The organism is Nocardia exalbida NBRC 100660, from assembly GCF_000308575.1.
GTDB lineage: Bacteria > Actinomycetota > Actinomycetes > Mycobacteriales > Mycobacteriaceae > Nocardia > Nocardia exalbida.
The window spans coordinates 52,682-64,992 of the sequence record NZ_BAFZ01000082.1 but is presented as its reverse complement, the minus strand read 5'-3'; the positions used below and the strand labels follow the sequence as shown (position 1 = coordinate 64,992).

Below are 12,311 nucleotides of genomic sequence, written 5' to 3'. Positions count from 1 at the left end.
GCGCCGAACGCGCGGCGGCCGCGCGCAAGCAGGCGGCCGAGGTGGCCGCCGCCGTCGCCGAATCCGGTGCGAAGATCGCCGCCGAGCTCGAACGGGTGGTCGCCGCGGCGGGCGCCCGCAGGGACGAGCTGGTGCGCAAGCGCTCGGAGTGCGCCGCGCAGGTCGAGCAGATCAAGGAGCGGGTGCGTGCGCTCACCGCGCAGCTGTCCCAGCTCACCGACGCCGTGCACCGGGACGAGGTGGCGAAGGCGCAAGCGGCGCTGCGCATCGAGCAACTGGAGGCGACGATCGCCGAGCAGTTCGGCATCGCGCTGAACGATCTGATCGCCGAGTACGGTCCGGACGTGCCGCTGCCGCCCTCGGCGCTGGAACTACAGGAGTACGAGCAGGCCAAGGAGCGGGGCGAGCAGGTCAGCGAGCCCGCACCGATGCCCTACGACCGGCAGACCCAGGAGCGTCGCGCCAAGCGCGCGGAGAAGGATCTGGCCACCCTCGGCAAGGTGAATCCGCTGGCGCTGGAGGAATTCGCGGCGCTGGAGGAGCGCTACAACTTCCTGGCCACCCAGCTCGAGGACGTCAAGAGCGCGCGCAAGGATCTGCTCGACGTGGTCGCCGAGGTCGATGCCCGCATCCTCCAGGTCTTCACCGAGGCATACGCCGACGTGGAGCGCGAATTCGTCGGGGTCTTCGCGAAACTGTTCCCCGGCGGCGAGGGCAGGCTGCTGCTCACCGACCCCTCGGACATGCTCACCACCGGCATCGAGGTGGAGGCCCGTCCGCCGGGCAAGAAGGTCAAGCGGCTCTCGCTGCTGTCCGGCGGAGAGAAATCGCTGACCGCGGTCGCGTTGCTGGTGGCCATCTTCCGCGCCCGGCCCTCGCCGTTCTATGTGATGGACGAGGTCGAAGCCGCGCTCGACGACACCAACCTGCGCCGCCTGATCGGCTTGTTCGAGCAGCTGCGGGAGAAGAGCCAGCTGATCGTCATCACCCATCAGAAGCCGACGATGGAGATCGCCGACGCGCTCTACGGCGTCAGCATGCGCGGCGACGGCATCACCCAGGTGATCTCTCAGCGGCTGCGCGGGGAGAACCTGGCGCCGGTCGGCGCGGCGGGCTGAGCCGCCGCACGGTCACCCACCGGTCGCGGGGAGGGTGACCGTGCCGGCGTCCAGGTCGACCAGCGGATCGTCACCGGAGACGCGGTCGTCGAGCTTCGCGACCGCGACCCATTCCTTGCGCTCGTGGATGTGCTTGCGCGACGGGCCGAATATCTCGTCGACTTCCGCGCCCACCGGGTCGCGCCGGGGACGGCGGGATGCTCGGCGCATGCGTAACACCGTGCCGAGGGTACGCCCGGCGGGGCGATCACCCCGGCGAGCTGGGCGGCGGCTGAGCAGACCTCCGCGGCATCGTCCGCCGACCGGTCACGCCGTCACATGCGGATCGGCCGGGTTCTTGTCAGCTGACCGCGGCGGTGGCCTTCTCGCCGTCCAGCAGAGCTTTGATCTGCGCCGCACCGGTTTCGGCGAGCCAGGTGTCGAACGTCCGCAGGCCGGGGTGGATTTCGCGGATCTCGTCGACGTCGGCGCGCCAGCCGCCGGTGTGGCGCATCAAACGCCAGGTATTGCCGATCTCCGCGCCCATCGCGTCCGCCTCGGCCTCGCCGACCTCCTGGTACCGGACGGAGTGGCCGGTGGCCGCGCTGATCGCTGCGGCGGCCGCGGGCGGGGTGAGCACGTCGCCCGCGAGTTCGAGGACGCGGCCGTGGAATCGATCCGGGTCGGCGAAGACGAGACCGGCGATATCGCCGATATCCGCCAGGGCGATCACCTTCATCGGCCCTTCGGCCGGGAAGAGATGCCGGTGTACACCGTCGAAGATGCCGTCGACCGGTGAGGTGCGCAGCAGGTAGTTCTCCATGAACCGCACCGGGCGCAGCAGGGTGTAGCGGGCGCCGCTGGCGATGACGGCGTCTTCGATGCGCTTCTTGCCCGTCACGCCCCACGACGCGTTGTCGCCCATCGAGGCGATGCTGGTGAACACGATCTGCCGAACGCCCGCGTCGCGCGCCGCGTCCACGACCGCTCGTCCGCGCGCGGCTTCCAGGTCGACATCCCAGCCCTGCGGACTGTATGCGGCCGGCGGGACCAGGAACAGCCCGGTGACACCGGCCAGCGCCGCGGGCAAGGTCTCCGGGGTGTCGAAGTCGCCGACGACGAGTTCGACGCCCGCCGTGGCCAAGTCCTGTGCGGCCGGTGCCTGCGCGTCGCGGACCAGCGCGCGCACCGCCCTGCCATCCGCCAGCAGTCTGCGGGCGGTCACGCCGCCCTGCTTGCCGGTGGCACCGGTGACCAGGATGAGGTTGTGCTGAGGGGACATGCTCCGCCTTCTCTGCTCGTTAGAATCGGGTCGGTCGACCCGGATTCGGACGATACGGGTGGCTCGACCCGATTCACCAGGTCGCTTTCAGGAAGGCCGTAACGAAATGACCACCTCGCTCGCCCCGGACGGGCTGTCCCGAGCCGATGCCCGGCGCAACCGCGCCCTCGTGCTGGCGGCCGCGCAGCGGGCCTTCGCGGAGCAGGGCGCCTCGGTGTCGCTCGCCGAGGTCGCCCGCCGGGCGGGCGTCGGCGCGGGCACCGTCTACCGCCACTTCCCGACGAAAGCCGCTCTGCTGGAAGCCGTTATGCAGCAGCGCATCGACCGGTTGGCGAACATGGCCGCCGACCGTCTCGGCGCGGCCGACCCCGGCGCCGCCTTCTTCGACCTGTGCACCGCCGTGATCGCGACGACCCCGGGTAACCAGGCGCTGTGCGATCTGGTCCAGTCCGATGACGGGTGGCCGCGTGCGCTGCTGCAGGGCGCGGGCGTGCGTTTCCATCGCGCGCTGGGCGCACTGCTGGCGGCGGCCCAGCGCGAGGGGGCGGTCCGGGCCGACATCGAACTCGACGACGTGCTGGCGATCTTCACCGGATGCGTTGCGATTCAACAACTCCGCAAGGCCCGGGGCGAAGTGGACCGCACCGCGGCGCTCGTGCTCGACGCGCTGCGCGCCCGGCCGGGCGGTCCGGCAGTGACGAAACGGGATGCCGGGATCGAAAACCGTAACGAATCAGTCGAACGTAACGAAACCGGGGACGATCGCTGCCCGGTGTGCCACGCGGCGGTGCCGCGGGCCGGGACGGGCCGTCGGGCCAGGTATTGCTCGGCGGCATGCCGCCAGAAGGCGCATCGCCGGCGTGTCGCGGCGGCCCGGTAGGGAAAATGGCGCATCTGTGCCATTCGGTGCTCTGCTGCGCCACCCATCCGATCGGACGCCGGTTCGCGGGCGGGGGTGGCGGTTCCTCGGGGCGACCCACCGCGGGCCGAGGAAGAAAATCAACCCTCGCTCAGAGCAGGTCGCTGACGTCGTCGGGCACGTCGACGGCGTACTTGCGCAAAATGTCCATCGAGATCACTTCCAGGGCGTTCTCGTGGGTGGCCGCCAGCACCACGGGCGCGGCCACGCCGTCCTCGTGTGCGTGCAGCCACCGCACGGCCACCACGCACCACCGATCGCCGGGCTGGAGGCCAGGAAAATTGTTCTCTGGACGCGGAGTGCTCAAATCATTTCCGATGGAAGCTTGATGCTCCAGGAATTCTGCCGTGACGACGGTGCATACGGTGTGGCTGCCCAGATCCTCCGGCCCGGTACTGCAGCAGCCGTCCCGGTAGAAGCCGGTGAGAGGATCGGTGCCGCACTCTTCCAGCGGCCCCCCAAGCACGTTTCGATCGGTCACGTCGCCGATCCTATTGTCCCTTCGCGAGAAGTTCCGCAGGACAAGAAATCTCGGGGGCTGTGTCGGTGCCGGGCAGGGCGCGTGCACGGCCCGGTACCTGCGGTGTTCCCCGAGGTCACGCCGTCGGCCCGGTGATGCGACTCGCGCGCCGGGCGCGGCTCGGGGCCCGGCACGTGACGGGCGGTCTGCAAGGATGGTCCGCGTGAGTCCCGAAGTCTGGATCCTGATCGCCGCGGTCGCCGCACTGCTGCTCGTCGTGCTCGTCGCCGGTTTCGTCCGGTACCGGCGCGGCCGCGTGTCGCTGACACCGCCCACGCAGGACAAGGAGGTGACCGACCGGTCCGGTGGTTACACCGCGTCCGGCGGATTCACCTTCAGCAGGGGCGGCACGGCGACCGAGCCGCAACCGGTCGAGCGCACCGACACCGAAGGGCAGCCGCACGTCGGCGACGACGCCGCGATCCCGCGCGACGCGCCCAAACGCGGCATCACCAATGTTCCGTTGCCGGAGGCGGACGTCGCCGAGGCCCCGCCCGCGGCCGGTGCCGCCGCTCCTGCCGAACCGGAGACGGCGGAGCCCACCACGGGCGAGGCGGCAGCGCCGGAGAGCCCCGTGACCGGCACCGCGCCGGTCACGGCCGACGAGACCGAAGTCACGGACGCGACCGCCGAGCCGGTCGCCGACATCGCCGCCCCGGATGCCACCGCCACCGGAGTCGTCGCTCCCGACACGCCCGCCGGCGTCGAGGCGCCCGTCGCGCTGGAGGAGATCGAGCCCACCGCCGGACGGCTGGTCCGGCTGCGCGGACGGCTGTCGCGCTCGCAGAACGCCGTCGGCAAGAGCCTGCTCGGCCTGCTCGGCGGCGGTGACCTGGACGACGACTCGTGGGAAGAGGTCGAGGACACCCTCGTGCTGGCCGACCTCGGCACCGCCAGCACCACGGCCGTCGTCTCCCGGCTGCGTGCGGAGATGGCGGCGCGCAGCGTGCGCACCACCGACGAGGCGCGTGCGGTGCTGCGCGACGTGCTTGTCGAGCAGTTGCGACCGGAGCTGGACCGCGCGGTGCGCGCGCTGCCGCACCCGGACCACCCGTCGATCCTGCTCGTGGTCGGCGTGAACGGCACCGGCAAGACCACCACCACCGGCAAGCTCGCGCGCGTGCTCGTCGCCGACGGCCGCCGCGTGCTGCTCGGCGCGGCCGACACCTTCCGCGCCGCGGCCGCAGACCAGTTGCAGACCTGGGGTGAGCGGGTCGGCGCCGACACCGTCCGCGGCCGCGAGGGCGCCGATCCGGCCGCGGTCGCGTTCGACGCGGTGGCCGCGGGAGTCGAGCGCGGCGTCGATGTGGTGCTGATCGACACCGCGGGGCGGCTGCACACCAAGACGGGGCTGATGGACGAGCTGGGCAAGGTCAAGCGGGTCGTGGAGAAGAAGGCCGCCGTGGACGAGGTCCTCCTCGTGCTGGACGCGACGGTCGGGCAGAACGGACTGACCCAGGCCCGGGTGTTCGCCGAAGTGGTGGATATCACCGGCGTCGTGCTGACCAAACTGGACGGCACGGCCAAGGGTGGCATCGTCTTCCAGGTTCAGCACGAACTGGGCGTGCCGGTGAAGCTGGTCGGACTCGGCGAGGGCGCCGACGATCTGGCTCCGTTCGAGCCGGCCGCGTTCGTGGACGCGCTGCTGGGCTGATCCTTCCGTTTCGAAAGGGGCTGCGGCTCGTGGCATCCCGGCCGGCGGTGCGCCGCGAGCCGCTCCCCGCCGGGATGCGAGGCCGATCACACCCCGGATGTTTGCCGAGTCCTCCTCAGCTGTAACGAATGTCCGATTCCCGGGTGCGGGCCTCACAACGCCGCGAAACACCCGGTGTAGGTGATGAAACGTAGTGGCAACACGGCTGTGCCATCCGTTCACGTAGGTGAAACACGTCAGCTCTACGGATGAAACACCGAGTAAGGACCCTTCTGTTCAGGTCCATTTGCCGGAATCGGCGGGGCCCGAGATGAGGAGGACATTAAGGTGGCTTTTCCACTTACCGGTGCACCGGATACCGGTGACACCGCCTGGATGCTGGCGAGCTCGGCGCTGGTGTTGCTGATGACGCCGGGCCTTGCTTTCTTCTACGGTGGCATGGTCCGGTCGAAGTACGTGCTCAACATGATCATGATGAGCATCAGCGCCATGGGCCTGGTCGGCGTGCTGTGGTCGCTGTACGGATACTCGACGGCTTTCGGCGACAACAAATTCGGCGTGATCGGTGACCCGACGCAGTTCTTCGGCCTGAAGGGCTTGATCGGGGGCAACTCGGTCGCCGAGGTCAAGGACGCGGCGGGCGCGGTCACCACCGAAGCGGTGAACATTCCGCTCGCGGGCACGATTCCGGCCACCGTCTTCGTCGCCTTCCAATTGATGTTCGCCATCATCACGGTTGCCCTCATCTCGGGCGCGGTCGCCGACCGCTTGAAGTTCGGCGCGTGGCTGCTGTTCGCGGGCATCTGGTCCACGGTGGTCTACTTCCCGGTCGCACACTGGGTGTTCGACTTCGACGTCAAGGACGCCGACGGCAACGTGGTGCACGAGGGCGGCTGGATCGCGAACAAACTGCTCGCGGTCGACTTCGCGGGTGGCACGGCGGTGCACATCAACGCCGGTGCCGCCGGTCTGGCCTTGGTGCTGGTGCTCGGCAAGCGCAAGGGCTGGCCGACGACCCCGTTCCGTCCGCACAACCTGCCGTTCGTCATGCTCGGCGCCGGTCTGCTGTGGTTCGGCTGGTTCGGCTTCAACGCCGGTTCCGCGGTGAGTTCCGGCGGCCTCGCCGGTTCGACCTTCGTCACCACCACCGTCGCGACCTGCGCCGCGATGCTGGCCTGGCTGCTGGTGGAGAAGATCCGCGACGGCAAGCCCACCTCGCTCGGCGCGGCCTCGGGCATCGTGGCGGGCCTGGTCGCCATCACCCCGTCGTGTTCCTCGGTGAACGTGCTCGGCGCGCTGGTTATCGGCGCGGTGGCGGGTGCGTTGTGCGCCCTCGCGGTCGGCCTGAAGTTCAAGTTCGGTTTCGACGACTCGCTCGACGTGGTCGGCGTGCACCTGGTCGGCGGCATCGTCGGCACCCTGATGGTCGGTTTCGTCGCGGCGCCCGAGGCGGGTGCGGGCAAGACCGGTCTGTTCTACGGCGGTGGCGTCGATCAGCTGTGGCGGCAAGCGGTGGGCGCCGGTGTGGTACTTGCGTTCTCCTTCGTCGCGACCCTGATCATTGCCTATATCGTGAAGTTCACCATTGGGCTGCGCGTGAGCGAGGAAGCAGAGTCGGTGGGCTTGGACGAGTCCGAGCACGCGGAAACCGCCTACGACTTCGCCGCTCTGGGTAGCACGGCACGTTCGGCCGTCAAGGAGGCATGACGACATGAAACTGATCACCGCAATCGTCAAACCGTTCACGCTCGAGGACGTCAAGTCCGGGCTCGAGCAGGCGGGTGTGCTGGGCATGACCGTCAGCGAGGTCCAAGGGTACGGCCGGCAGAAGGGGCACACCGAGGTCTACCGCGGCGCGGAGTACTCCGTCGACTTCGTGCCGAAGGTCCGCGTGGAGGTCGTCGTGGACGACGCGTCCGTCGACAAGGTCGTGGAAGTGATCGTGGAGGCCTCCCGCACCGGCAAGATCGGCGACGGCAAGGTCTGGGTCACCCCGGTGGAATCGATCATCCGGGTCCGGACCGGCGAACGCGGCACCGACGCGCTGTAGCGGGATATCGATCGAGCGGCGGCCCCGCTCCCGCCGGAGCTCCGGCCGGGGCGGGGCCGCGCGCATGAATTGGGCGGTGGGTTGTGGGTAGTCAGTACGAGCACGACGGTGAGCCGAAGGTCACCGGAGGCAGCGGCAAAGTGTCCAACGGGGCGGCCGACCTGGTCCGCGCGCGAACCCAACTGCTCGACGGCGGCCAGCCGCGCAATCCCCGGCTGGACGCCGAGTCGCTGCGCCAGGCCTTGGTCGACCTCTACGAACTGTGGCTCACGAGCAAAGGCGCCGAACTGGGCATCGCCCCCGACAGCGGCTTGGCCGTGGTGGCCGTCGGCGGTCTGGGACGCCGCGAGATGCTGCCGTACTCGGATCTGGATCTGGTGCTGCTGCACGACGACGTCGACCCGGCCCGGGTGGCCGAGGTCGCCGATCAGCTCTGGTATCCGCTGTGGGACGCGCACATCAAACTCGACCACAGTGTGCGGACCGTTCCGCAGGCGTTGCGGGTGGCCGCGGACGACCTCATCGCCGCGCTGGGCATGCTCGAGGCCAGGCACATCGTCGGCGACCAGGACTTGAGCAATCTGCTGATCGGCGGGGTGCGCCGGGAATGGCGCACCGGAATCCGCTCCCGCTTCGACGAACTCATCGCCCAGGCGCAGACCCGATGGGAGCGCAACGGCGAGATCGCCCACCGCGCCGAGCCCGATCTGAAGAACGGGCGCGGCGGTCTGCGCGACATCCAGCTGCTCGACGCGCTGGCCATCGCCCAGCTGACCGACGCCATGCCCGGCCTCGGTCCGGACGTGCCCGGCGGCGGATTGAAACAGGCGCATCGGCGCCTGCTCGACGTGCGCACCGAGCTGCACCGGGTGGCGGGCCGGGCCCGCGACCAGCTGCGGGCGCAGGACGCCGACGAGATCGGCGCGGCCCTGCGCGTCGGCGATCGGTTCGATCTGGCTCGAACCCTGAGCGATTCGGCCCGGACGGTCAGTTACTCCGTGGACGTCGGGCTGCGCACCGCGGCCAACGCGCTGCCGCGCCGGGGTCTGGCGCGCCTGCGCCGGATGCCGGTGCGCAGGCCGCTGGACGAGGGAGTGGTCGAGCACGCGGGCGAGGTCGTGCTGGCCCGGGATGCCCGCCCGCAGCGCGATCCCGGCCTCATCCTGCGCGTGGCGGCGGCGTCCGCGCAGACCGGCCTGCCGATGTCGGCCACCACCCTCAACCGGCTCTCCGAGGACGCCCCCGAGCTACGCGAGCCGTGGCCCAAGGACGCCCTCAACGACTTGCTGGTCCTGTTGGGCGCGGGCCGCGGCACCATCGACGCGGTCGAGGCGCTGGACCGGACCGGGCTGTGGGGCAGGCTGCTGCCGGAATGGGGCGCCGTGCGCGACCTGCCGCCGCGCGATGTCCAGCACATCTGGACCGTCGACCGCCACCTCATGGAGACGGTCGCCTACGCGGGCGCGCTGAGCACCCGGGTGGCCCGACCGGACCTGCTCGCCCTCGGGGCGCTGCTGCACGACATCGGCAAGGGCCGCTCGGGCGATCACAGCCTCGTCGGCGCGGAACTCGCCACGCACATCGGCCGCCGCCTCGGTTTGTGGCCCTCGGACGTGCGGACGCTCAGCGCGATCGTCCGCCACCACCTGCTGCTGCCGGAAACCGCCACGCGGCGCGACCTGTCCGATCCGGAGACGGTGCGCTCCGTCGTCGACGCCCTCGACGGCGATCCGCAGCTGCTGGAACTGCTGCACACCCTGGCCGAGGCGGATTCGCTGGCCACCGGCCCCGGTGTGTGGGGCGACTGGAAGGCCTCGCTGATCGGTGAGCTGGTCCGCCGCTGCCGCCTGGTCATGGCGGGCGACCAGCTGCCGACGCCGGAGCCGATCGCACCGGAACTGATCGAGAAGGCCCGAGCGGGCGGGGTGCATGTGGACCTGAAGCCCGGTGAGAGCAAACACACCTACACGGTGACCGTCATCGCGCCGGACAGCCCAGGGCTGCTCTCCGACGCCGCCGGCGTGCTCGCGCTGCACTCGCTGCGAGTGCTGTCGGCCGCGCTGGGGGTCGAAGGCGCGTCCGCGGTGGACACTTTCGTCGTCGCTCCCAAGTTCGGCGATCCGCCCGACCCGGGCCTGCTGCGCCAGGAACTGATCCGCGCCACGGCCGGCGAGCTGGATGTGCCCGGGGCGCTGGCCAAACGCGAGCGGGAGGCGAGCACCATCGGCCGGAGCCGGTACGCGCAGGCTCGGCCCCGAGTGATCTGGTCGGATACCTCCGCGCCAGGCCAGGTGATCCTGGAGTTGCGCGCCGAGGACCGGGTCGGCCTGCTCAGCCGCCTGGCCGCCGAACTGGCCGCCTGCGGAGCCGACGTCCGCTGGGCGAAGGTCGTCACGATGGGGTCGGCGGTGGTCGACAGCTTCTGCCTGGATCTGGGATCCGAGGACGGCCCCACCCGCAGGGAAGCGATCGAGAAAGCGCTCCTCGCGGTGGTTCCCAAAACTGCGCCCAAACCGCCCGAAGCGACTGATTCCGACCCGGAAAGTAGCCACTAGCTGCGAATAATCCGGTGATCAATCTGTTGCAGGATATTTGCTGCATCCGAACTCCCGCTCGGCGGCCGGACCATACGATCTAGGGCGTCCGGCTATCGCGAGCACGAGGGGAGCAGGTCGATGGCAATTGAAGTCGTTTCGGCGTCCACGATGACGAGTGACGAGACCACGCACATGGCACGCTGCGTCGGCGGCGACCGCTGGGTGGTCTCCTGGCTTCCGGGTCGCACGTTGACCGGGCGACAGGCGGTGACCGCGATGACGATCGCGTCCAGGGTCGCCACCTCGCCCATCCCGAGCACGGCGGAGTGGGCGGTCCTCGACGACCTGGCCCTGGAACTGGGCCTGACCGCCAACGAGGCGGTCTTCATGGTGGCCGAGGAGAACCACGACTACCGCAAAACCGCCAAGCCGCGCCGCCGCGTACTCGACTAGCAGGCCCGCGCTCGGACCGGAAGGACGCACCGCCCGCGCGAACACGCGGGTGATCCCATTACCCTGGGAGAGAATGTGACGTCCCCCGAGATCAGGAGCGCGATCGGTGTTCGAATCCCTGTCCGACCGGCTTACCGGTGCCCTCAAGGATCTGCGCGGTAAGGGGCGTCTGTCACCGGCCGACATCGACGCCACCTGCCGCGAGATCCGCCTCGCGCTGCTGGAGGCCGACGTCGCGCTGCCCGTCGTCCGCGGCTTCATCGGACGTATCAAGGAGCGCGCCAAGGGCGCGGAGGTCAGCGCGGCGCTGAACCCGGCCCAGCAGGTCGTGAAGATCGTCAACGAGGAACTCGTCGGCATCCTCGGCGGCGAGACCAGGCGGCTGAACCTGGCCAAGAACCCGCCGACGGTGGTCATGCTGGCCGGTCTGCAGGGTTCCGGTAAGACCACGCTCGCGGGCAAGCTGGCGAAGTTGCTGAAGGGGCAGGGTCATCAGCCGCTGCTGGTGGCGTGCGACCTGCAGCGTCCCGGCGCCGTCACCCAGCTGCAAGTGGTAGGCGAGCGCGCGGGCGTGCCCGTCTACGCGCCGCATCCCGGCACGTCCGTCGGTGGCGGGGAGAACCCGCTGGGCATCTCGGCCGCCGATCCGGTGAACGTGGCGCGCGGTGGTGTCGAGGAGGCGCGCCAGAAGCAGTACGACGTGGTCATCGTCGACACCGCGGGCCGCCTCGGCATCGACGAGGAACTCATGCGCCAGGCGGCGGGTATCCGCGACGCCGTGCAACCGGACGAGACCCTGTTCGTGCTCGACGCGATGATCGGCCAGGACGCGGTCAACACCGCCGAGTCGTTCCGCGACGGCGTCGGCTTCACCGGTGTGGTGCTCACCAAGCTCGACGGCGATGCCCGCGGTGGCGCGGCGCTGAGCGTCCGCGAGGTCACCGGTGTGCCGATCCTGTACGCCTCGACCGGTGAGAAGCTCGAGGACTTCGACGTCTTCCACCCGGACCGTATGGCCAGCCGCATCCTCGGCATGGGTGACGTGCTCACCCTGATCGAGCAGGCCGAGCAGGTCTACGACGCCGAACAGGCCGAGGAGGCCGCGCGCAAGATCGGCAGCGGCGAGCTCACCCTCGAGGACTTCCTCGACCAGATGCTGGCCATCCGCAAGATGGGCCCGATCGGCAACCTGCTCGGCCTGCTGCCGGGCGCGGGCCAGATGAAGGACGTGCTCGCGCAGGTCGACGACAAGCAACTCGATCGCGTCCAGGCGATCATCCGCGGCATGACCCCGGCCGAACGGGCGAATCCGAAGATCATCAACGCCTCCCGCCGCCTGCGCATCGCCAACGGTTCCGGCGTCCAGGTCTCCGACGTCAATCAGCTGGTCGACCGCTTCTTCGAGGCCAAGAAGATGATGGCGATGATGGGCCGCCAGATGGGGCTGCCCGGCAGCCGCCGGGGCAACGCGAAGAAGGGCAAGAAGGGCAAGAAGGGTGGGCGCGGCCCCACGCCGCCGAAGGTGCGCGGCGGCTTCCCCGGAATGGGCGGCATGCCCGGCCTGCCCGCCGGGATGCCCGACCTGTCGAACATGCCCGCGGGCTTGGACGAGTTGCCGCCCGGGTTGGAGGGGTTCGACCTCAGCAAGCTGAAGTTCCCGAAGAAGTAGGGCACTTCGCCGCGGCAGGATCCTCCGGTCGGATGGGCGTCGCCGTACCGTGGTCGCTCGGTGCGTGGATGACCATCGCGAGAATCGCCCAGTAGGTTGGAGGCGGCCGGTGACATCCAGGAGGTTGTTC

Annotated in this window: 11 protein-coding genes; 8 read left to right on the top strand and 3 right to left on the bottom strand. The window is 69.9% G+C overall.

What is annotated here, in order from left to right:
• Positions 1–1,118 (top strand): AAA family ATPase (locus tag ON29_RS19890; protein ID WP_040868335.1); only part of this gene is annotated, 1,118 nt, incomplete at its 5' end.
• A gap of 12 nt (positions 1,119–1,130) precedes the next feature.
• On the opposite strand, the gene ON29_RS35965 is transcribed toward ON29_RS19890, so the two are convergent.
• Positions 1,131–1,328: a hypothetical protein gene (locus tag ON29_RS35965; protein ID WP_157172836.1), complete on the bottom strand. Its 198-nt coding sequence runs from the start codon at positions 1,326–1,328 to the stop codon at positions 1,131–1,133.
• Positions 1,329–1,458: 130 nt separating this feature from the next.
• A complete protein-coding gene (locus ON29_RS19885; RefSeq protein WP_040868333.1) occupies positions 1,459–2,379 on the bottom strand; it encodes an NmrA/HSCARG family protein in 921 nt (306 codons plus the stop codon).
• A gap of 106 nt (positions 2,380–2,485) precedes the next feature.
• On the opposite strand from ON29_RS19885, the gene ON29_RS19880 reads away from it, so the two are divergent.
• Entirely contained in the window at positions 2,486–3,259 is a 774-nt protein-coding gene (locus ON29_RS19880) for a TetR/AcrR family transcriptional regulator (protein ID WP_040868331.1), read from the top strand.
• A gap of 130 nt (positions 3,260–3,389) precedes the next feature.
• Here ON29_RS19880 and ON29_RS19875 read toward each other — a convergent pair whose 3' ends face one another.
• Positions 3,390–3,779 carry a DUF2237 family protein gene (locus tag ON29_RS19875; protein WP_019048221.1) on the bottom strand — a complete coding sequence of 130 codons (390 nt, stop codon included), beginning with the start codon at positions 3,777–3,779 and terminating at the stop codon, positions 3,390–3,392.
• A gap of 193 nt (positions 3,780–3,972) precedes the next feature.
• Here ON29_RS19875 and ftsY point away from each other — a divergent pair, with 193 nt between their 5' ends.
• From ftsY to ffh, 6 genes are all read left to right on the top strand, one after another.
• Positions 3,973–5,472 (top strand): signal recognition particle-docking protein FtsY, encoded by a 1,500-nt coding sequence (ftsY, locus tag ON29_RS19870; protein ID WP_040868329.1) that lies wholly within the window; start codon positions 3,973–3,975, stop codon positions 5,470–5,472.
• A gap of 327 nt (positions 5,473–5,799) precedes the next feature.
• Positions 5,800–7,179: an ammonium transporter gene (locus ON29_RS19865; protein ID WP_040868327.1), complete on the top strand. Its 1,380-nt coding sequence runs from the start codon at positions 5,800–5,802 to the stop codon at positions 7,177–7,179.
• Between the two features lie 4 nt (positions 7,180–7,183).
• The gene (locus ON29_RS19860; RefSeq protein ID WP_040868325.1) at positions 7,184–7,522 is read left to right on the top strand and encodes a P-II family nitrogen regulator; all 339 of its coding nucleotides are present in this window, start codon (positions 7,184–7,186) and stop codon (positions 7,520–7,522) included.
• Between the two features lie 83 nt (positions 7,523–7,605).
• The gene (locus tag ON29_RS19855) at positions 7,606–10,077 is read left to right on the top strand and encodes a [protein-PII] uridylyltransferase (protein ID WP_051175398.1); all 2,472 of its coding nucleotides are present in this window, start codon (positions 7,606–7,608) and stop codon (positions 10,075–10,077) included.
• 120 nt (positions 10,078–10,197) lie between these two features.
• Positions 10,198–10,512: a hypothetical protein gene (locus ON29_RS19850; protein WP_040868323.1), complete on the top strand. Its 315-nt coding sequence runs from the start codon at positions 10,198–10,200 to the stop codon at positions 10,510–10,512.
• Between the two features lie 106 nt (positions 10,513–10,618).
• On the top strand, positions 10,619–12,181 hold the full coding sequence (ffh, locus tag ON29_RS19845) for a signal recognition particle protein (RefSeq protein WP_040868321.1): 1,563 nt from the start codon (positions 10,619–10,621) through the stop codon (positions 12,179–12,181).
• Positions 12,182–12,311 lie beyond the last annotated feature (130 nt).